Source organism: Humiphilus diazotrophicus (assembly GCF_059726315.1).
This window is the reverse complement of record NZ_AP040869.1, coordinates 475631-496899: the sequence shown is the minus strand read 5'-3', so window position 1 is coordinate 496899 and position 21269 is coordinate 475631. Positions and strand designations below refer to the sequence as shown.

Annotated in this window: 15 protein-coding genes; 8 read left to right on the top strand and 7 right to left on the bottom strand. The window is 50.5% G+C overall.

The annotated features are described in order from the left end of the window. Nucleotides 1–222: 222 nt before the first annotated feature. Nucleotides 223–1329 (bottom strand): GntR family transcriptional regulator, encoded by a 1107-nt coding sequence (locus AC6I7T_RS01780; RefSeq protein WP_497788078.1) that lies wholly within the window; start codon nt 1327–1329, stop codon nt 223–225. A gap of 970 nt (nt 1330–2299) precedes the next feature. Between AC6I7T_RS01780 and AC6I7T_RS01775 the strand changes: the two genes are divergently transcribed. Continuing rightward, nucleotides 2300–3637, top strand: a complete 1338-nt coding sequence (locus AC6I7T_RS01775; protein ID WP_497788345.1) for an EAL domain-containing protein — start codon at nt 2300–2302, stop codon at nt 3635–3637. Nucleotides 3638–3740: 103 nt separating this feature from the next. Here the strand turns inward: AC6I7T_RS01775 and AC6I7T_RS01770 are convergent, their stop codons facing one another. From AC6I7T_RS01770 to AC6I7T_RS01755, 4 genes are all read right to left on the bottom strand, one after another. After that, complete coding sequence (locus tag AC6I7T_RS01770; RefSeq protein ID WP_497788344.1) at nt 3741–4145, bottom strand: DinB family protein; 405 nt, start codon at nt 4143–4145, stop codon at nt 3741–3743. A 523-nt stretch (nt 4146–4668) separates the two neighbouring features. After that, the gene (locus AC6I7T_RS01765) at nt 4669–6318 is read right to left on the bottom strand and encodes an IS1634 family transposase (protein WP_497788076.1); all 1650 of its coding nucleotides are present in this window, start codon (nt 6316–6318) and stop codon (nt 4669–4671) included. Between the two features lie 209 nt (nt 6319–6527). Beyond that, on the bottom strand, nt 6528–7565 hold the full coding sequence (locus tag AC6I7T_RS01760; RefSeq protein WP_497788075.1) for a site-specific integrase: 1038 nt from the start codon (nt 7563–7565) through the stop codon (nt 6528–6530). 225 nt (nt 7566–7790) lie between these two features. Beyond that, nucleotides 7791–8150, bottom strand: a complete 360-nt coding sequence (locus AC6I7T_RS01755; RefSeq protein WP_497788074.1) for a hypothetical protein — start codon at nt 8148–8150, stop codon at nt 7791–7793. A 421-nt stretch (nt 8151–8571) separates the two neighbouring features. On the opposite strand from AC6I7T_RS01755, the gene AC6I7T_RS01750 reads away from it, so the two are divergent. The 6 genes from AC6I7T_RS01750 (at nt 8572) to AC6I7T_RS01725 (ending at nt 18105) form a co-directional block, all read left to right on the top strand. Then, nucleotides 8572–9141, top strand: a complete 570-nt coding sequence (locus tag AC6I7T_RS01750; protein ID WP_497788073.1) for a hypothetical protein — start codon at nt 8572–8574, stop codon at nt 9139–9141. A 2947-nt stretch (nt 9142–12088) separates the two neighbouring features. After that, the gene (locus AC6I7T_RS01745; protein ID WP_497788072.1) at nt 12089–12292 is read left to right on the top strand and encodes a MerR family transcriptional regulator; all 204 of its coding nucleotides are present in this window, start codon (nt 12089–12091) and stop codon (nt 12290–12292) included. Beyond that, entirely contained in the window at nt 12285–13088 is an 804-nt protein-coding gene (locus tag AC6I7T_RS01740; protein ID WP_497788071.1) for a ParA family protein, read from the top strand. The genes AC6I7T_RS01745 and AC6I7T_RS01740 overlap by 8 nt, the downstream gene beginning before the upstream one ends. Beyond that, complete coding sequence (locus tag AC6I7T_RS01735; protein ID WP_497788070.1) at nt 13060–15021, top strand: DnaA N-terminal domain-containing protein; 1962 nt, start codon at nt 13060–13062, stop codon at nt 15019–15021. Before AC6I7T_RS01740 ends, AC6I7T_RS01735 begins: the two co-directional genes overlap by 29 nt. Nucleotides 15022–15480: 459 nt before the next feature. Beyond that, nucleotides 15481–16311 (top strand): outer membrane beta-barrel protein, encoded by an 831-nt coding sequence (locus AC6I7T_RS01730; protein ID WP_497788069.1) that lies wholly within the window; start codon nt 15481–15483, stop codon nt 16309–16311. 129 nt (nt 16312–16440) lie between these two features. Next, nucleotides 16441–18105 carry a GH39 family glycosyl hydrolase gene (locus AC6I7T_RS01725; protein WP_497788068.1) on the top strand — a complete coding sequence of 555 codons (1665 nt, stop codon included), beginning with the start codon at nt 16441–16443 and terminating at the stop codon, nt 18103–18105. A 69-nt stretch (nt 18106–18174) separates the two neighbouring features. Here the strand turns inward: AC6I7T_RS01725 and AC6I7T_RS01720 are convergent, their stop codons facing one another. Beyond that, nucleotides 18175–19380: an acetyltransferase domain-containing protein gene (locus AC6I7T_RS01720; RefSeq protein WP_497788067.1), complete on the bottom strand. Its 1206-nt coding sequence runs from the start codon at nt 19378–19380 to the stop codon at nt 18175–18177. 119 nt (nt 19381–19499) lie between these two features. Next, nucleotides 19500–20642 carry an alpha/beta hydrolase gene (locus AC6I7T_RS01715; protein ID WP_497788065.1) on the bottom strand — a complete coding sequence of 381 codons (1143 nt, stop codon included), beginning with the start codon at nt 20640–20642 and terminating at the stop codon, nt 19500–19502. A gap of 263 nt (nt 20643–20905) precedes the next feature. Here AC6I7T_RS01715 and AC6I7T_RS01710 point away from each other — a divergent pair, with 263 nt between their 5' ends. Then, nucleotides 20906–21265 (top strand): PadR family transcriptional regulator, encoded by a 360-nt coding sequence (locus AC6I7T_RS01710; protein ID WP_497788342.1) that lies wholly within the window; start codon nt 20906–20908, stop codon nt 21263–21265. The last annotated feature ends 4 nt before the right edge of the window (nt 21266–21269 follow it).

Sequence of the window (21269 nt, the reverse complement as noted above, 5' to 3'; positions counted from 1 at the left end):
TTGTGCGAAGGTTCTCCGAATTCCGTGTTTAGCGTAATTCTGGGGTCCTAAAGAGTTTCACGAAGGGAACTTGTAGGCGTTTAATATAAAAGCTGTCAAGGGAATATGTAGATGTTTTGTATAAAGTTGTCTATACCGTTTTTCTGTTTTCGAGTACAAACGAGGCACTATGAGAAGGGCTGTAGGGTACCTTTAGCGAGGAGATAGAAGGATTACAAGGACTTAGTCTCGCGTTATCTGATCCGGTTGTGCACCGCAAGATTGCCGGATAATCAGCCGACATCCAAGCAGTACATCCCGAGGAGGTAATTCGGGATTAGCGATCCGATCCAGCATAACAGCCAGTGCCATTCGGCCAATTTCCCGACAGGGCTGGTGCTGAGTCGTAAGAGGAACAGGCAACAAACGTGCATACTTCACATCGTCAAATCCAACAATCCTAACGTCTTCAGGGATTTTTTCTCCAATCGAAAGCAAGGTATGCATTAGGTTTCCAGCTGTATGATCATTCGCGCAAAGAAACGCGTCCGGACGATGCTTTTTCAATACAGCTTTTACGAATTTTGGATCCGAAGCATCTCCCAGGTTTACGAGATCCAAGTGCGAAGATTTGGATAAGGACAGGAGGGCTTCACGGTAGCCTGAAATACGGGCATCTACTGTCGGCGCAGAGTTCGGTCGCGCAAAGAACGCGATCCTTTTAGCACCAGCTTGAATCAGATGCTCCGTCGCGAGATATGCCGCACGTCGATTATCTATTCCGACCAAATCGTAGTTGCTTCGATGCGGGTACCGTTCGATGCACCTGTCCAGCAAAACAACTGGAATATGTGCCTTACTGAGTGCAGCCACAATCCTGCGGTTTGCCTCATCTCTGCCGGGGGTAAATTCGACGGGGGAGAAGAAGACACCCGTTACTTTCCTTTCGATGTAATGGCGGCACAACTGTTCCGCAACTTCTTCTTTCTCGTTCTCCTTGGAAGCTGTATTTCCCCACAAAAGAGAATGATGTGCAGCTTGAGGTGCTTCCATCATTCCTTTACAGATCACTTCGAAAATCTCGGTCTGACCAAGTTCAGGAATGAGCAATCCAAACACATGACTTCCTGCGACCGTATTCTGTGACACAAAGGTTCCAGAACCCACCCGCCGACTCACAATGCCGAGCGACTGCAGCTCGTGCATCGCCCTAAAAACCGTCATTCTGGATGCCCCATATCTTCGGACAAGTTCAGCTTCACTTGGGAGTCGCTGGCCGGGCTTATATTTACCTGCTGAGATGTCTTCCTGAATTTTCTCGAGTATTTCTCTATATTTATGGTTTGCCATGGCCGCTTTCTCCCGCCTTGTTCTCTATTAGCAGACACAGATGAATCTGCATCCTGCTATAGACAAATCGACATATTATCCTATACAGCTATTAGACGAATAGTCTGATTTAGGAACACCCGATTTCGCGACTACTGCGGGCAACCAGAAGCGCTCACAACTGAAGCCTTCATAATTTCCAGTGAAGTTGCACACTACGGCAGAGCAGATCGGGTGATTATTTGTGTGCGACGGCTTTCCTCGGAGGGGACTAATCAGGAAGAGCAACCGATACAAGTCGAAAAGTAACTGACCATTCGGTTCACAATGTTGAGTCTTCGACAGTGTAGGGATCGAGACGATTAGCAGAGCCTTTTGCTCCCATCGCACATCTACCTTCTCGGACAATTTTGGGTCTATAACCCTCTCTGATCAAAATCCTCCCTTGCTCAAGCGCCTGGTTGCGTATGGAATCAAACCCGGGGTTCGAGTTCAACTTTGCAGAAGACAAACCACACACGCAGAACACATATTAAAAATAGAAAATTCCAAAAAGGAACCTCACCTTTCCGGAGATCTGGCTTGAGCTACCAAGGTTCATCAAATCCAGAGTGAAGCCAATAGGAAAGCAGATAAAGCATAGCGCTGCTAAAGCAAGCAGGCAGATAGTTTCGAAATGGGATTATGTGTGGGGGCAACCAGATCCGTCGAAAAAGGGGCAAAAGCGCCGATAATTTGGGTTTATCGGAGGGCGGGTCTCACCATACGGGTCCGACTACTGGCTCAACACATTGCGATTCTGGGGATGTTACCAACGTGGAATTGTCGGACTGAGATAGAAAGTTAATCATTTTTCTCTAGGAACAAATAGCAAAAGGCAGTCACAAAAAACAACAGATGCTAAATGGGTTTCCATGTGAAATTTGGGAAAAAGCGCATCCATAGGATTGCTTTCCCTATATCACCTGCCCACTGCATCCGTTAAAGTTGTCTGCCTGCCGTTGCAGAGGTATGTCTGTCGCCCAGAATTCTTGTTGTTGACGATAAGAAATCCACTAGAGATCTTCTTCAGGGATTGCTTCGCACCGAAATAGACTGCGAAGTTCATACTGCGAGTGATCGAGCCGAAGCACGAGCATTGCTTGAGTGCCACGCATACTCGTTGGCTGCCGTTGATCTCTCCTTTACTCCGGGAAGACTCGAAGGTCTTGATATTATCGAAGACCTCGCTTCGGCTCTGTTCCGTCCATATTTACTGGCTTATAGCGAGGACGAACAAAACAGAGCGCTTGCGCTTTCCAAGGGTGCAGATGTATTTCTTGAGAAAATTTGTCTGCAAACAGAGATCGCTTCTATAGTTCAGAATTTCATTGACGATCCAGCGTCCAGAATTCCTCGACTCCCTAACTCTAGCGGAAGACTACTTCTAGATGAACTTCTAGGGCCAAACGGTACGCGTGTTTATGTGCAGCCGATCTACGGCATAGAAAATACTCCCGCGCTGCTAAAGGCAGTCGAATTTCTCTCCAGGGGACCAGCCAACTCCCCCTTCGAGCGCGCTGATGTACTGTTTGCTTATGCTCGTGCAATACATATGGAAAATGTTTTGGACCGGCATTGTATCCAACGCGCTCTTGCGGTGGCCACGCTTCTTCCTCCGGATATCCGATTTTCCGTAAATGTGCATCCCTCCACACTCTGCAGCCCTCCCGATTTTGCAGCCTGGTTCTCGGAAGCAGCTAAAGCAGCCGAAATAGATGTCAGCCGGGCAACAATTGAAATCGTCGAACACGCTACAAGCTGGAATCGAAGTACTTTATTGCAGACATTGAAGGACCTGCGAAGCCTGGGAGTCAAAATAGCTCTCGATGACATTGGCACCGGGCTTTCCAACTATCAAATGATCTTAGACACTCGTCCTGATCGTTTGAAATTAGATCGATATTTCGTGAAAGGGTGTAGCACCGATCGCTTTCGTAAAGCTATTGTCGCTTCAGTGGCAAGACTGGCTGCAGATATCGGTTCAACAGTAATAGCAGAGGGCGTCGACACATTGGGGGACTTGCAGGAGTTGAAGAACCAAGATATCAATCTTGTCCAAAGCTTCATGTTCTGTCCACCGGTATCGGTGAACGAAGCTCTTGCTAGCGTCCTCGCCAATTCAGCTAAGGCATGCCATTGCTCGCTAGAGCAAAGAGAGAACAAAAATCAGTGCGCACTAAAAGGCCTGGGACTTTGCTTGCCTGATTACCCGAAACAGAACCTTCTTCGCGGAAACATCAGCAATAAGGAGCTGGAAATAGCTGGTCTTGAGATCTGCAAACTATAGTGCTCCCGGGCAAGGACCGTATTTTTGCTGCAAAGCTAAATAAAATAGCTTGAGTGCGTCTCCTCACACTCTCCCTTCCAAAAGCTAGGGACAAACGAGTTTGTCATTCAAACTGGTTCAGGTCGGTATCCGGCATAGGTTGGCCAAATCCGCGACACATGGCAGCTATCTGCCCCTTATGATGGAATGCGTGAGTAAGAATATGATGGAGGACAAGCGCAGGAGTACGAAAAGCTTTGTCTCCATCGGAGAAATGAAGCTCGGTATTGCTATTGAGCTGTTGATTTGTCAAGCCAGACAAATATGTCTGAGTTCGCCAGATGACCTTACTCTGTAGAAATCTGGCATCCGCGACCGTAGGATATTCGACAGGATTGCGATCAATATACTGAAGACCCTGAAGCGTGTGAATCCAAAAATCTTCACAGCTGAAAATATGAATCACCTGTTTTTGCAGTGTAGAGAATCCAAAACCAGGAAACTCCTTTACATAGTCGCTTGGGCGAATTGTGGAGGTGATCGAGTAGAAGATTTAGGCTGGAGTGAGTCCAGCTATGGAATTTCTGAACACCTTCGAGTGTGAACACGAAATTTCTCCTTACAACTGCCTGTAAATCTGATAATAAGATTCCGTGCATTTGCGAGTCATTTTCTGATTTGCTCCATGGAGTCAAAACATGAAATCGACACGAAAGGTCAGGAAGAATCAATCCCCGTTCGAGTCTCGTATTCTGCTGTATGGAACCGTCCTTGAATACGACAGAGAGGCGCAGACGCTGCTGTTTCGTGCCGCACAGGAACAACCACATAGTTTGTTCCGAGGAGCAGCTGGTCTTGAGTTCCGCTTCCCGATTTCCAATGTCACCCCTTTTTCCCACGAAGGAAAACCGGCCGCAATGGTTCCGGTGCGATCAGTACGCAAACAACTGAATGAGATCAGGCGGATCTTCCGTTTGAAAGGGGGCAGAGATTTAGGTGTAACAGGAAGAGGGGAAAGAGATTGTTGTTCTCCGAGCGGGAAGAGGTTCTGACTACATAGCGGGAAGATGGACGTGGAGAGCATCCAGAATTTGCTTCTGGCGTATATCCGGCAAAGGCAGTTTGGTAAGGGTTGATTTCTCGTCGACCGGATAATGCAAAAGACATAGACGTTCTAAGGAAGCCAGGGCATCGGGCAAGGTAATAGCATTAGGGTCCGTATCGGTGGTGCCGAAAGCAGCTCTTAATCGTTGTTCGATGGTGCGGCTAAGTTTCAAGGCCAACATACAACAGAAGACATGTCCACGCGTACGATCTTCTTTGCGCACGAAGATGGGGCGGATATCCAATAACCCAGTTTTTATTGCACGAAAATCTCTTTCTACTTTCTGCAGTGCCATGTAGCTGTCATGCACCTGCTGGGTGTCGAGTTGTGACATGGGGACATCGGTAGCCAACACGTAACAGCCCGCTAAGAGCAAAGCCTGCTGTATGGCTTCCTCTTTATGCTGTAGTCGCAGGAGATTTCCCTCTTGGATTAACTCAACAATTCCGCCTACCTTATGTCTTTGTGCCCAGTCTTGTAGCTTGCGCAATCCTGTTTCTGGTTTGCAGCGAGGATGCTGTTCCACCTGTACGTTACGTTGTTGGACCAACCGTTCCAGCTTGGACAACTTATCTTCTAGACGGTATTTCTCTCGTCGCTCAGTGTCTTCGTTTTTGCGCAGGATATAACGAGTCCCGTTATCCTGAACCTCACAAATCTGAGAACTAAACAGATCCAACTGCAGGAGTCCCTGGCCCAGGAAACGACGAATCTGGGGATCGGTAAGAGCTGTAATGTAGTGCAGACCCCGCTGCTGAAGCTCTTGTTGGCCTTTGCTCTTGACCATTCCACGGTCGCCCACGAAGATCAATTCTTGAACCTGAAACTGTTGCTGAAGGAGACGGATCTGCTCCGGTACGGTGCTGGGATCGGCGGTATTGCCGGCAAATACACGCACCGCCAACGGCTCTCCCTCCAGATCGGTCAGCAGCCCAATGACAATCTGCATCTTGCCGCGTTTGCCATCGCGGTTATAACCGAAGGCTGCTAATTGGTTTTGCTCGCCTTCCAGGTAGCTGCTGGTGACATCGTAGAGAAACAGTTGCGGAGGTTCACTGTGCTGACGTCGATAGTGCCGATACAGCGCTTGCTCGATCTTTTCTTGCCGCAGGCATAGATCATCCAAGGCTTCGTATAAATCATCTTCACAGAACGACTGCAGACCCAACACTTCACTCACCGCCTGATCCTGGCTCCAGCGCACCGCCGAGAGTCGAGAACCTTGATGGGCAATCCGCGCCAGCACCAAAAACAAACCCAACTTGCCCAGTTCGCGATTTCCTAGAGCCGAACTAATCCCTATCTGATCGGCCAGTTGTTTAAGGACGGACAGGAGTCCGAAGGACGGCCCCAAGGTTGGCAAGCCGGTGATGGCTGCCTGATCGAAATCACCACGCAAAGCACCGCGAAGAGCGGCAATGCGTTCGTTTGACCAATGAGAGATGTTGGCGATGGTACGGTTCTTGATCTTGCCATCCTGGCGGTAAGACTCTCGCAGTAAGATGGCCGGTGGCGAGTTGCGGTTAGGAACAACAGCAACGTACATGCGTAACAGAATAGCATAATAATGAACACTATAAAATATTATGTAAACCATTTACATGACTACATTTAGCCACGCGAAAACCAATACCTCCATATCTCTCAATTATTTATCGATTTTTTGGCCCGGAAGATCCGTCAGGAAAACACACGAACAGAAGGCTATGCCGGATACAGCCTAAAGGGCAGAAACCACTCAACACAAGCAAGGTATTCGAGTGGTTTCCAAAACCGCTCTTGGCCCTGAAGCACATCGAGAGCTTGCTAGAGTCCCAACTTCCCTGCCGCCCGCAACTTCATCTGCTTGCTGGCGCGGATGTAGCGCCGGAGTGTGTTCATTGATCTATGCCTGCTTTGCTGCATAATCTCGATTTCCGAGGCTCCATTTAAGGAGGCTTGCGTACAAAACCCGGCACGCAAAGAATGGCTGCTAAACTCCTTCAGCTTTTCACCTTTGAGACCGGCTGCCTTGAGAACGCGGCGCAGGATCCAGGTAATGGATTCAGGATTCAGAGCTTTTTTCGCTACGCGCCCTCCCTTGAGGACCTTACGGAATACCGGCCCATCTTTAATAGGAGCAATCTTCATCCAGTTATCGAGAGCTCGTACCGGACAGGTTGCCGGCCTCTGTCCAAAAGGGATCTCGACTTCCTCTCCCCTGCCCTCTTGGTCCCGCTTTGATCTCGGAATAGCAATGATCAACCCCGTAGATACCCATTCGATATCTGGAACTGTAATCGCTGCAAGTTCCGAAGAGCGAAAGCCCCCTGCGAAACCAATCAGGAGTAAGGCCTTGTCGCGAGCAGCCTTTATCGGATCTTGCAAGTTGTCGAGCATCTTCAAAAGGTCTTTCAGCAGAACCGGCCTGGCGCCCCGTTGGGCGATACCTTTCGTTCTCCGGATTCCTGCCATCACGTCGGCAACCAGCGGATTTTCACGCAACCTCGCTGGAGAGCGAAGACAGGCCTGCTGATGAGCACGATTAATCGTTGACAAACGACGTGCCAAGGTTGCCGGAGAATGAGTTTGAGCCAGATCGGCGAGATAGATGGCAACCGTCTGTTCGGAAGCTGGAAGGCTCTCGAGCGAGTGTCTCCGGCACCAAGTCGCAAAATCCTTCCAATCGGACCCATACGCTTCTTTCGTGTTATCCGAACGGGAGTGATCTACGAAGGTTTGAGCCAGCGCGATCTTGGCGGCCAACTCCGCGCTAGGTGCTGCAGGAAGAGTTAATCCCACTTCCCTGCTGTCCCGCATCTCTGTCGCAAATGGAGAAGTGGAGAAATCTGTAGTTTCGTCCATCTCAGCAGGCAAGCTCCAGTCGCCAAGGCTGGGAGGCATTGGCGGATGCGAAAGAGAAAAGATGCCGGGCTACGTGGGGCCGGTGAACTCTAAGTTGATAACCAACGTAGAGGGCAATCAAGAGATATGCTTCAGAAAAACAGAAGAGAGCGTGGTACACATACGGCTGGCATTCCTCTGTTACATGCAATCCCCGCTCTTCAGATTGGAAGTTAGGAATGTTGTTCATCGCCTAACCTCTTCCGGAAGCACGGCTATGTAACCGAGAGCGGTATACCAATCTGCAGAAATGAATTGAGCGGGCTCTATGTTTGGAAAAAGCTCCATTTGAGCAGCGGCTAGAATCTCTTCGCCGCCGAACTGCTGCCAGGGCAGCTCCGGGCATTCGGCCAGAATCTCGGCAATCGAAGGCGATTCCTTATCGTTCGCCACGATGTATTCGAGCACGATAAACGGCGCCGACTCGTGATAAACAGACCTCACCCGCCACTGGCCGGGACCGAGATAACCGCGATAGTCGTCAATTGCAATTGAAAGGCGGCGGAAAGCTTCGTCACGGGTAAAGACTAATTGGCGAGCGCTCATATATGGTCCTCAGTTCTGAAGATCTCGAACCACGTACCCAGATTTCAGGTATTTTGCACGATATTCCCGAAAATTCGCAGAAGGTTCTATTCGTTCCCCGACAAAGTTAATACTGCACACTCGTTGCCCGCCTTAGTTCGAAGAGCATGTCCACTTCTCCGCCTGCTTAGGCTTGCTCTTTTGGGGGTCACCCTTTCCCGCATGGGTAGCACGTCCTCTCTTCCGGTCCGGTGATCCATATTTTTCTCTGGAGCACCTGCAAGAAACCGTGCAAGTAGGCGAACAAAAGGAGTCTAGCACGATTACATCGGATAATGTTCGATTATCCGATGTAATTATCTAGGTTCATCAGAACAAATAAACGGCAACTGTGCCATTTATTCCCCTACCCTAAAAGCGAAGATTTCGAGGTAAAGATCGAATGCCGAAACCAATCAAGTGGGCAAATCAGGCACATGCCATCCGCGAGCGCGTTGCCAACTCCACGATTGAAACCTGGTCCCGCCAAGATATCGAGTGGGCGTTTGACGTCAAGCGCGTCGCGGCCCAGGAACTCATGCTTTCCATTGGCGGAACGCACACTATCGGTTCCAAGCGCTTCGTCGGCCGGAGCGAGATTATGGATTTTCTCGATGCAGTAATTAAGGGCCAAAGTGTTCGAGAGGTACTCGATCGTCGCAAAGTTGAAGTGGGTCCGCAACCACGTCGCAAGCGGCTACGCTTCCCGATCCCACACGACGCCGAGTCTTATACGCTGCTTCAGCTGCCGGAGGAAATAGAGCTATCTCCTCTCCAGATCGTCATCCGAGGTAAGGACACAGAAGAATTGTTGACCAACCTTTACCTCTTGGGACAAGCATTCCTGAATGATGCGGTGTCAATGCAACGTGCAGTAGAGCCGCTGCAGCGCGCCGCTGGGATTGAAACTGTCGCGACGGATGATTGGATAGAAAGGCAGCTTCATCCCTATATGGAAAGACCCGAAAGCTGACGAAATCCGTTAACCCACCTAGCCTTGCTCGAAGCAATCCTACTGAAGCTCCACAATTTAAGTATTCCTCAACCCTTATTTCGCTAAAGATCTAGATTCCGCCTAGGTCTTACCTCTTATTCCCAAAGAAAACATTGATTGTATAACGCCATCAGATGTGTTTACACCATCTGATGGCGTTATACAACTACAAGGCGACTGGGCGCGATAAACATAGCCAATGTCTTTAATTTTCAAGGAGATGGAGAAGGAGATGCCGGCCAGACAGGGGATGATATCTTCAAGCTGCCGATATCAGGCGATGATTGACTAGGCGTTTCCCGCGTCGAAACGAACTCGGTCGCCGGATAAAGAATATCTCTCGCCTTAGCAAATCGATGGCGATTTGACGGCCTCAGCCTAGCCATAGAGCTCAGAACCATGCTTGGGAAATAATCGGGCTGGAAATCGCGATCGAATTTATTTTGGATTTCGCGTCATGATCGTCTAGGGGGCAATACGATTCTTGCTCACGCGGAATATAGCGCGCATTCGACTGACATGCAGGGTTGAGATTTGGAGTTCCCTCCCTCCAAGTTCAGGGGATTTGTGGCTAAAGTGCAGACCAAGACATGAGCATACGCAGTTTCGACCAACAACGAGGGTCCATTCCAACCCCATCATTGCTTGCCTAGAGAATAGAAAATTGGCCTTCTCTAGGATTTTCGGGTTGATACCACCCAAGAAACACTCTGTAAATGGGATAGTTCCCTTCGAGGGTTAACAAATTGTATAGATAACACCATCAGATGGTGTTATCTTCCTACGGTTAAATAAGCGTCGCCATCCAACTCACTGCTTTGAGCCACCTACGACTATAGAAATGGGCATGAATAGAAAGCGCCCACCGCTCGGTAAGCCTCTTGAGACCTGTCGCTACCAATGTTCATTCGGGGATGTGATGGTGAAGAATTCGGTTTGAAGTGGCTACAAGGAGGAAAAGGATGTGTTGGATCGTCATAACGCCATCTGATGCTGTTATAACGAATTATTCTGTTGAACCTTAACAAACAGCACTACAGAATGGGCGTATTCGATCTCCTCTGCAATTGGGCATACCTAACGCGTTAGCTGGGTCACTAACATCGGCGCAAAACGTCCTTGGCCCTGAAATACGAGTGTCGAAGCATCATGTCGGATACGATCGGAAAGAATAAGACCATCAGATGCCTGATTCCTTAGTGAGATTTGCTGAACCTGTCCGTTGTAGCTCGGCAAGATTCCAATACTCTCTGGAGCTTTGCCTAGAACGTGACCTCATTGACACCTAACCCCCCGATGCAAATGCTTCCAGTCTTCTCTCGCATTCTTGGCGGCGGTCAAAGTAGTAAAGAAAAGTAATAACGCCATCAGATGGGGTTAATGATCTCGCATTGAACATCTGCGCCTCTCCTGGCACAAGCATCCGAACAGGTCTATATAACAGCATCAGATGGTGCTATATGCTCAGCGCTTGCCTCGACCATTCGGCTGGAGATGTCTCAACTTTGACGTGTTACCTTAACACCACCAGATGGCGTTATTCAGTCGATTACGAGCTTATAGCCAAAGGCTGATTGTTTGATTATCAACTTGAGAAATGGATCAAACTAACAGCATCAGATGGCGTTACATATTCAACTCTCACCCCAACGGTTCAGTTGGAGATCCCTCAACTTGATATACCAACTTAACACCATCAGATGGTGTTATCCGATTCGATCACGGGCCTACATTCAAAGGTTAATTGCTTGATTATCAACTTGAAAGACAAACAAATAACAGCATCAGATGGCGTTAATAGAGCATTCTGATCTCGGGATCTAAACTTCGAGCTTTGCACACAAGACCCATTTCTTACTGGCGTGCCAACCACAGTGTCTGATGGCGTCGCACCATCAGATGGCGTTACGAATGTTTCCAACTGATAACAGCATCAGATGGTTTATTACCATCTAATGCTGTTATTTATGGTAGCTCTCTTTATATCTTACAGACAATAAAAGAGTTATATTTGCAAACTACACTAACGCCATCAGATGATTATATTAAATATCACCATCAGATGCTGTAATACCACCAGATGGTGATATTTAGACAACAACACATATAAACGCCATCAGGTGGTTTTTCACCATCAGATGGCGATATTCTTTAGAGATAGGATCCTCAAGGTCAAGAATCCAGCAGACACGTAGAACTCAATATGAATAATCAGTTTCAGCAAAAGCTATAACACCATCAGATGGCTCACCCCCACCGGTGGCGTAAAGCCATCGGTGTCGATACTGAAACGGTGGACATCAGTTGTCCAAGAAAATCACTTTTGGTGGAAAAGGTCGATCGATATCGCCATCTGATGTGCTTTCACCATCTGATGGCGTTTGCAGAAGCTAAAAGAACCACAACATCTAACACCATCAGATGGCCATGAACCACCGGTGGCGCATAGCCATCTGAGTCAATCCTGAAACGAGGTGATCAATTGTCCAGGAACATTACTACAGACGGGAAGAGGTTGATAGATAACGCCATCAGATGGCGTTTAATGGAATGAAGAGATTCACAATATCTAACCCCATCAGATGGGGTTAGATCCTCAGTCGCTCACTGAGATACATTCGCTGTAATCCTTGAACCGACTGTTCCAGTACCAGTCAGCCGATGCCCCTTTGTCCCGCTTATATATGGAGCTAACCATAAACGGGTCGAAGTACCGAGAATCGGCCGAGACCACCATGATGATCCCCGAATGGCTTGGGTAGCCTGCTGTTTACCTCGGATGTACAGTCTGCGACCAAAAACTCGATTTTGTCCCTAGTTTGATTGCAGAAGGCCAGTTTTTTTGTTTTTATTGACTCTGATAATCGTCAACCGTGTGCTTAGGACAGTTGCTCTGATTACCGGATCTGAGGAATGGAATAGGGGAATGGCAAAGAAAGCAGACATTCGTCCGCATATCCTTTCAAGCTCTCAAATGGCTGCGCGGCTCGACGTCAGCAAGAAAACTCTTGATCGAATGATTAAAGACGGACGGCTACCTCAGCCTAATCGTGGCGAGAACGGCTACCGTTACTGGACCATGGAAGAAGCCCGTGAGATCGAAAACGCGCTGAAGGGGGAACGTGAATAAAATCAAATTTGTAACCCTAAATCAACGTGGAGGCGTCGGGAAGACCACTACTGCCTTATGCCTCGCCAGGTATTTGGCCGACTCCGGCAGGCGTACCTTACTAATCGATAGTGACCCTCAGGGCTCCATCGACACAATCCTCCGGCTAAAACCTGCCCACCATCTGGCAGACTTCTTGATCAATAAATACGCTCTGGAAGATTGTGTCATATCGCCGTCGAAAAACCTCGATGTCCTCTGTGGCAGCCGAGAAACGGCCAGTGCTGAGACCAAGATGATGGGTGAGTTTGCTCGCGAACGTCTTTTTGAAAATCTGTTCGGTCTTTATGACGAGAAGTACGACGCGGTTGTCGTCGATGTAGCACCGTCAGTCAGTCTGATGCAAACCTGCGCTGCGGTGTACACCCAAAATGTTCTCATTCCGGTCGATGCTGATCTCGTCAGTCTCTCCGGCGCCGGTGCCTGCCTTCAGTTCATCGACACCCTCAGCAAGGCTATTCGTACACCGATTCAGCCGATCGGGCTCCTGCCGACAAAGGTTGACCGACGGCTAGGAATGACTCGTATTATCCGGGATTTTCTGGGAGGACTCTCGCAAAGATTCTCAGTTCCTATTCTCCAGGAAATTCGTACCGATACAGCGGTCAGCAAGGCTACTCGCGAGAAGCAGTTTTTAGCTGATTTCGATCCCAAGTGCAAAGCATTTGAGGATTACTGCAAAGCAGGGGAACAGCTGTTAGATATCTTCGAAGGGAAGCTAAGGACGGATGTCCAAGCGGTCGAACCGGTCGTCTAAATCAGACCTGGATACTACATCGGAACTCGATGAGCTGTTGTCTGCTCCCTCGGTTCGTCCAAATCTGGACTTCCTTGGGCTCGGCGAAGACAGTGCTCCACAGGTTCCGTTAGATGTAGTGTCGAATATCGGGTTCACCCCCGGACCGAGCATCGGTGTCTCTTTCGATAATTTCGATATTCCGCAGCCTGCTCCGGTTGTCGCAGAACAACCTAAAGCAGAGCAACCAATAGTTGTAGACCCGATTCCTGTCTCGAATCATAAAAGTGTGCCTTCAACTCCGCGGCCCAAGAAGCGGATTGAGGAAAAACCTGTTTTCAGTGAAACCCTTGTTTCCGAACCATTACCGGAGCAGATTGTCGAGGCTGTCAACGACGAAGAGGTTCCTGAGCCAGCCGTTGTGCAAGAAGCAGAAGCTGCAATTGAGGAAAGGACCACCGAATCCGATGCCCCCATTGAAAGCACTCGACCGGTAGAGCTTCCAGTCCCTGCTGTCCCTACTTCCCCTCATGCGGAAGAGGAGACTAAACCGTCCTCGCCTGAGGTCGTACCCGACTTCCAGTTGGAAAGTCAGAGTGCACAGAGCCGTCGGAAAATCATCCACAAGTGCGTTCGAGCGCAGGATGGCCACTCTCATGTTGAGCAAGAAGTATACGCGACGCTATGGAGATACGGGCGCGAAGTCTCTACCGACCCGGACCAACGCCTGAGCACAATCGGACATAGCGTGATTGCTCGTGAAGCCCGAATCCACGAGCGTAGCGTCACATTCATTATTAATCGTTTGATTCAAAAGCTCTCCATCGAAATTGCACAAAACGAGGTGAGTGACAAACGAATTGCTCGTACTTACCGCATCTTCTCTTATACGGAATTGCTTAAACGCCGGAAAGCGGCAGGCCTCGAATGGGTGATCCGTGGACGCGGCGTAGAATTTGTCGACCCAGATTCCGGAACACCGCTCTTTGCTGTCCCTAAGCGTCCGAGAGCAAATAAAGCCATAACAGCACCTGATGGCATATTGCCATCTGATGGTGTTATGCCATCAGATCCTATGCATATAACACCATCCGGAACCGATGGCGTTACGCCATGGGCTTCTAATGGTGTAACAGCATCAGTATCCCCCGGTGTTACACCATCTCTTATAGGAATATCTAGGAAATATTCTAGGAATGAATACAAGGCAAGTACCGAGCAGGCAACGTCGTCGATCTTTCCTGGGTTTGACGAAGTCCGCCAGACCCTTGCCCAATTCGCCTATGCCGATGAGACAGCTGTAACCCAACTCGTGTCCGAATGTCTTCAACTCGTACCGGATCTGACCGCTGAAGAGATTTGCGAGTTTGTTGAACAGAAGGGAGCTATTGTTCGCGCTTCTACTTCGATCCAGAATCCGATAGGCTTCCTCTTGGCCACCGTTCCGAAGTGTTTTGCAGGCAATGCTTTTCTCAAATTCCGCGAACGGAGGAAGCGGGAGGTTAATGAGAGCCTCAAAATCGTCGAATCACAAATGGCGCAGCTTGAACTCTCTGCAAGCCATGCTGTTTCGCTTATCGCCGAGGATGATAGTCCAGAGGTTCTTAAGCAGAGGATTATTCGAGATTTCAAAGCCGATCCCTATCGACCGCTAGCTACGTATCTCAGCGCGGCTGAACGTACAGAAGCCGATCGATGCTGGAAAGATGTTTTGGTGGAAATTGAGCATATGGTTGATCGGCATACGTTTGCGACTTGGTTCAAACCCCTTAAGGGTTTCAAGTATTATCGTGGAACGCTTAAGGTCGTCGTTCCGCTATCGGAGTTCATGCACCTCCAACAGAAGTACAAAGATCAGATCGAGGAAGCTGTAAATCAGGTTGCTGAAAAGTCCCCGGAATGGCGGGCACTCTGCGAGGTCAGACTTTTCGACGGAACAGATTTTCGAATTTAGGAGATATGCGGGACAGGAAGACATAACGCTTTGGGAGAATAAGTAAGCTGTAAGGAATTGGTTCAGAGATCGGTTACGAATTAACTAGTATAGTCTGTCATAAATAGACGCATCTGGAAATCAAAGTAAATCGATCATTCTGAGTGGATTCCATTGACCGCGTTGGTAACAGTGTGATTGCCGATTACGCGAACTTTTCGGAAGGTGCCTAGTAGATGCAAAGTGATAAATGTAACAGCGCATGTTTTGTAAGTGCTATTGCCTCAGCCAATGCAAACTGGCTGCAGGCTCGGGCAATAGCGTGTCAGGATGTCCTGGTGAGTACATACCGTTTCTGATTGGTCGGAAATAGTCGTTGAGCACGTTCGGTCAGATTGCGTATGATCCATTCTGATCTCGTTGATATCACGAATGCAGTGCAGCCTAACTACGCCCCGCTACTTTCGGTAAATCCTAAAGATGAGCACCAAGGTGGCTTTGATCCAGGACTACGGCTCTCAGGCCAATAACTTCATTGTTCGCGGCGGTAGATTGTATGCAGGTGTGGACGGCAACAGCCGTTACGTTGAGAATCCGAAATATAGATTCTTTCAGCCGCGAATTGGTTTCGCTTATTGCCTCGCAAAGAATACGGTAATTCGAGGCGGTATCGGTCGCTTTGTACAGTCGAGCTTAAACACGGCCGACCAGGGAGGCTTCAAGCAGGAAACTCAGCTTCTTGCAACGAACGACAACTATAGGACAGCTAATATGTCGTTTCCTAACCTATTCCCGAATGGCAAACTGGCGCCTAGCGGTGCAAGCCGGGGGATTTATACAAATCCTGGCACATACGGAACATTCAGCAGCATGGATATTTCGCGTCCGCATATGAATGAAGCCAGTGTACATTTGCAGCGTCAGGTCGGGGAGTATCTGATCGGACTGGGTGGTACGCTGAATCGTACACGCAATGTGGGCGTCAACTACAACATCAGCCTTCCGAGTAAAGAGGCATGGGAGGCGGCATACGAACCTACCTTTGATGCCAATGGAACACCGATCATCAACACCTACCATGGCGACGTTAAGGTAGCTAACCACTTCAAAGGTGCATCGCCGTATCTGAACAACAACAGTCTGGGTAGTAATAACCAGATTAGTGCCTACCAGTTGATTCGTCCGAATCCTCTCTATGGCGATTGGTACGAGACTATCCCGATCGGCAAAGCTGGAGGCGTTAACCAAGCCTTACTACCAGGATACGACTTTCTTTATGTGCCAACGTGGTTATTAGGTTCTTGTCGGTAAGGGATGTATTTACAGAATGGAAGCAACGGCCACGAGAATTCATTGCTGACAGTTGCATGTCTTGGCATCTTTGATGCTCCTCAACAGCGCACGTTATTTGACAATTCATTATTCTTCGGAGAAGTAACAATGAGTTCACGTCTCTTACTGAATGCAGGTCTGTTGTTACTGATACTAGCTGGGTCCCTGCCAGCCTATTCTTCCGAGCCTGTTGTCATCACGGTGTATGCCAGTCAGAGCTCTGGCGCGTACAAGCCTGTATGGAATTACTTCGGAGCGGACGAGCCCAACTATGTCTACACCCTGAATGGTGAAAAGCTGCTTAGGGAACTTGCTGCAATGAGTCCGGTACCAGTTTACTTCCGGACGCACAATCTGCTAACTACGGGTAATGGCCAAGCTTCATTGAAGTGGGGATCTACAAATGTATACACGGAACGTCCCGATGGCACTCCCATATACGACTGGACTATCACCGACAAGATCTTCGATGCATTCAAGCGAAGCGGTGTGCGTCCGCTGGTAGAGGTCGGTTTCATGCCGGAAGCGCTCTCCACGCACCCGCAGCCCTATCGTCATACTTTTCCCAAAGAAGGTGCCGAGGGAGTCTTCACTGGCTGGAGCTATCCTCCGCGTGACTACGACAAATGGAGCGCGCTGATTTCTGCCTGGGTGCAGCACCTCAGCGAGCGCTACGGAAAGGACGTGAACGGCTGGTTATGGGAGGTATGGAACGAACCGGACATTCCGTACTGGCATGGGACTGCGGGGGAGTACAACCATCTTTACGACGTTACTACGGCTGCAATTCGTCGCGTGCTGCCCTCGGCTAAAGTTGGAGGTCCGGAAAGTACCGGTCCCAGCACGGGCAACAGTGCTGCCTTTCTCAGACAGTTTCTCGAACATTGCGCGCACGGCAAAAATACCGCAACGGGCAGAACCGGTGCTCCGCTTGACTTCATCAGCTTTCATCCTAAGGGAAACCCAAAGATCGTTGATGGTCACGTTAGGATGAGCCTTGCCACGCAATTGCAGAAGGTCGATCTTGGCATGGAAATTGTGGCCTCTTTCCCGAAGTGGAAGAACACCCCCATCATTTTGGGCGAAAGCGATCCTGAAGGATGCGCTGCCTGCAAGGGGAGTCAGAACTCCTATCGCGAAGGACCTCTCTACAGTGTAAGCGTAACAGAAGCTACCGTTCGCACCTACGAACTCGCCCGCAAACACAACGTGAACCTTGAGGGCATTGTCACATGGGCTTTTGAGTTCGAAGACGAGGCTTACTTCGCGGGCTTCCGCGAGCTTGCGACTAATGGCGTAGATAAGGCCGTCCTGAATGCCTTTCGCATATTGGGGATGTTGGGAGGGAATTGGCTGCAGGTAGAAAGTACTGGAGCTCAACCTCTGGAAGGCATCCTCAAGGGAAGTGTTCTCGGCCCGCCTGATATCAACGCCGTGGCTACGCGAAAGCCGCGTGAATTGAACATCCTCGTATGGAACTACCACGACGACGATGTGAACGCGCCTGCTGCACAGGTGGAAATAAGAATTCAAGATTTGCCCGCGAAGGTCGCCCGTATGGAGCGCTTCCTGATTGATGAAGGCCACAGTAATGCCTATGCCGTGTGGATGAAGATGGGCTCACCACAGCACCCAACTGCAGTGCAGCAGCAAGAACTGGAGAAGAGCGGCATGTTGGAATCGGTTGAACCGTCTATGTTGGACCGCTCAAGCGGAGTAGTGAAGTTCAGCCTGGCCCGGCAGGGCATTACGCTAGTCCACCTGACATGGTGATTAAACGCTGTAGAAACTTTGCGGTGTTCAACTGAGCCGCCTCGAACTTGATCCAACTCGTTGGAAGCCCTACACATAGCTGAGCAATGGTGATCTTTTTTTTGCTTTCAGCTTCGCATACCATCGGCAGGGAAAATAAAGAAGGACCAAGCAAACTAGGTAGACGAGATATAGGAGGGGAAGGCTCCACATGTAGCCGACTGGCAATGGACCCGGGTCTACTGGATGGTTTGTGAAGAGCCATGGGTGAACATGTCCGTCACGTACGAGTGAAACCCCGCACGCCGCAAGATGGATCAACGGAATGTGCAGCAAGTAATAGAACATCGGAACTCGTCCGAACGTCTCAATCATCCTGGCAAACCGCCCGGTCCACCCCTCAGCAAAAGCCCATGCGACGAACATCGGCCCGATCGTCATGCACAGATACTCGAGCGATGCCGGGTACTTCGTCGTGTTCAGGAAGCTGAACAGGCTGTGCCTGTCCCACGGCCGGGGATCTCCGTAGATTCCGATCCAACGCAGAGCAACAAAGAGCGTGGTGAGCGCCACGCCCAACCGGAGATAGATGCGCCGCCGCGTTTCGAGCGGTTTCAGGATGATTGGTCCGAAGGCGTACCCTGCAAGCATCAACCCAACCCAGGGAATGAGCACATACAGGATAAGCAAAGGTGGTCCCGAGCTTCCAATCTGGACAGAGCCTCCGAAATAGACGATTAGAAGCAACCAGTTCGGCCCGTCGTCTCCAAACAAGTGTGCGATCGCCGGCCGGAAAAGGTTTGTGAGATTGTGCAGCATGATGAGCGCAATGCCGATTGTTGCAATTGCTGGCCGGGAAAGATATACAGCCCCGGCAAGAGCGATCATGCTCCAGCCAAGCATCCAGATCACGCCAGCAAGGAGGTAGTGCTGAAAATCGAAGTTGAAGGTCCATGCAATGCGCAGGAACGTAAGCTCAAGAAAGATCAGCCATGCTCCTCTGCCGAGTAGAAATCTCGACAGCGACCAGCGATCGGCACGCTTCCGGCCGTAAAGGTAGGCTGAGGTTCCGGCGAGAAACACGAATGTCGGCGCCACGAAGTTTGTAATCCAGCGGGTGAAGAAAACACCAAAAGTTGGTCCGCCAGCCGGTATGCCCGAGTAGACCCTCACGTGATCAATGGCCATCAGAGCCATCGCGATTCCACGCACGATATCCAGTGACGTCAATCTGGCGGATATGTCCGGCGATTCAAAGGCATGGGCCGACTGCACGGTGACCTCGGAAATAGACATGTGTCCTCCCCTATGTGGGTTGGAGGGTAGCAGCCGTTAGTCAACGTCTGCAAGTTTTTGCCACGAGTGGTGAATGATTGGAGGACGATCTCTCGATATGCCCGATTTGCATTCACCGGCTAGCGGGTTGGTGCGTGATAGTCCCGCCACACATATTCGAGGGCTTCGGGAAGGGTCTGGAGTTTGGTGGCGTGGTCGACATGGCCGGCGTTTCGAGCGAAGACAAACTGATAGTGGTAATGCTTTGCGGCGAGAGAGCGGGCAAGGTTCTCGTTGCCAAGGACCCAATCATGCATGTTGTCGCGCATGACGTTGGGGTTGAGGAGATCAGAATCGCCGACCTCCATCCAGATGCGGATGGGCTTGATGGGCGAGTTGGGGATGAGGTGCTCGGGAAACTCCCAAGCGCCGTGCGGAGTTTCGGAGTTGGAGGGCCACTGCTGGTTGATCCACGTGCCGGAATAGGCGAGGACGCGGTGGTAGAGATCATTGTGATACCAAGCCATGATGAGAGCGCAGGCGCCGCCGGAGCTACCGCCCGTGGCGGCGCGGGCGTCGGGATCGTGGGTGAGCTTGACGTGGGCGTGGGCTTCGACGAGGGGCAGCACCTCCTGCTCGACGAACTCGGCGTATCGCCTGGACATGGTGTCGTACTCGAGCCCACGCTCGCTGCCCTGTGCGTCGCCGCCGCCGTTGCCGATGGAGATGCCGATCATTACGGGCAACTTGTGCGCGGCAATGAGAGAGTCGAGTGCTGTAAAGAGGGCACGGTCAATGCCGTCGGCGCCGACGATGAAGGGTGCGATAGATTGGGGGGCGTAGGCACTGGGAACGTAGACGCCAATTCTGCGATTCCAGGGCGCGGGATGACTGCTGGTGACGATGAGCTTGGCAGGATCCTGTGGATCTGGTGTCCCGAGGGGGCCAGGGTCGCGCGCCACGCCAGGATAGAACTTGCTGTCGGCGGAGCTCATGGTGAACTCGACAACTGTTCCATGGGGAGTTGCTGGGACGGCCGCCATTTCGGGTGCAGCGGAGTGCGTAGGACCGAGAATGAAATTACCGTCGGCGTTTGGGGAAGGCAGTGCGCCGTCGAGCAGTTCTTTGGCTTGGACGTAGCCGGGGCTGTGGGGATCGCGGGTGGGCGGTGGCAGATATTTGGGCTTAGGCGCTTGCGTCGCGGCTGGTGTTGCCACGGTTTGTGCTGAGACCGGCACGGCTAGCGCGGGGAGAAGCAGCAGGCTGAGGGCGCGAGAAAACATAGACACATTGTGCAACCTGGACCTCGGGCAGGCTAGGGAGTTTTCCCGCCCTAGACATAAATAACCGTTTAGGATAAGGCGTCCCGTGACTGATTCTGGTCTGCCGCTAACAGGCACGAGTCCAGAACTCTGGCGTCTGGAAACGCGAGTTGGAAATTTGGCACCGGTTGGCACATTTGCCTTGCCGCGATGTGCTCCTAATAAATGCTTCCCATAGTCATTCGAGTGGAGTATTCTGCTCTCCGGTAGTCGTTCTAGGGGAGATGACATCTGTGGCAACGCGGAGACCGCCCGACGCGGGAGAGATTCTGCAGGGAACGCTCGACATGCTCATTTTGCGCACGCTGGTGCTGGGACCGGCGCACGGCTACACGATAGCGCAGGCGATTGAGCGCACCTCAGAAGACGTGCTCGAGGTGGAGCAGGGCTCGCTCTATCCGGCGCTTCATCGGCTTGAAGATCGCGAGCTGGTTTCTTCCGAATGGGGCGTGAGCGAGAACAATCGGAAAGCGAAGTTCTATCGGCTCACGGCAAAAGGCAAGAAGGAGTTGAATGCGGCGGCTGGACGCTGGCGAAAGATGACACGCGCCATCGGCCTGATTCTCGGCGAGTCCTTTAAATAGCGAC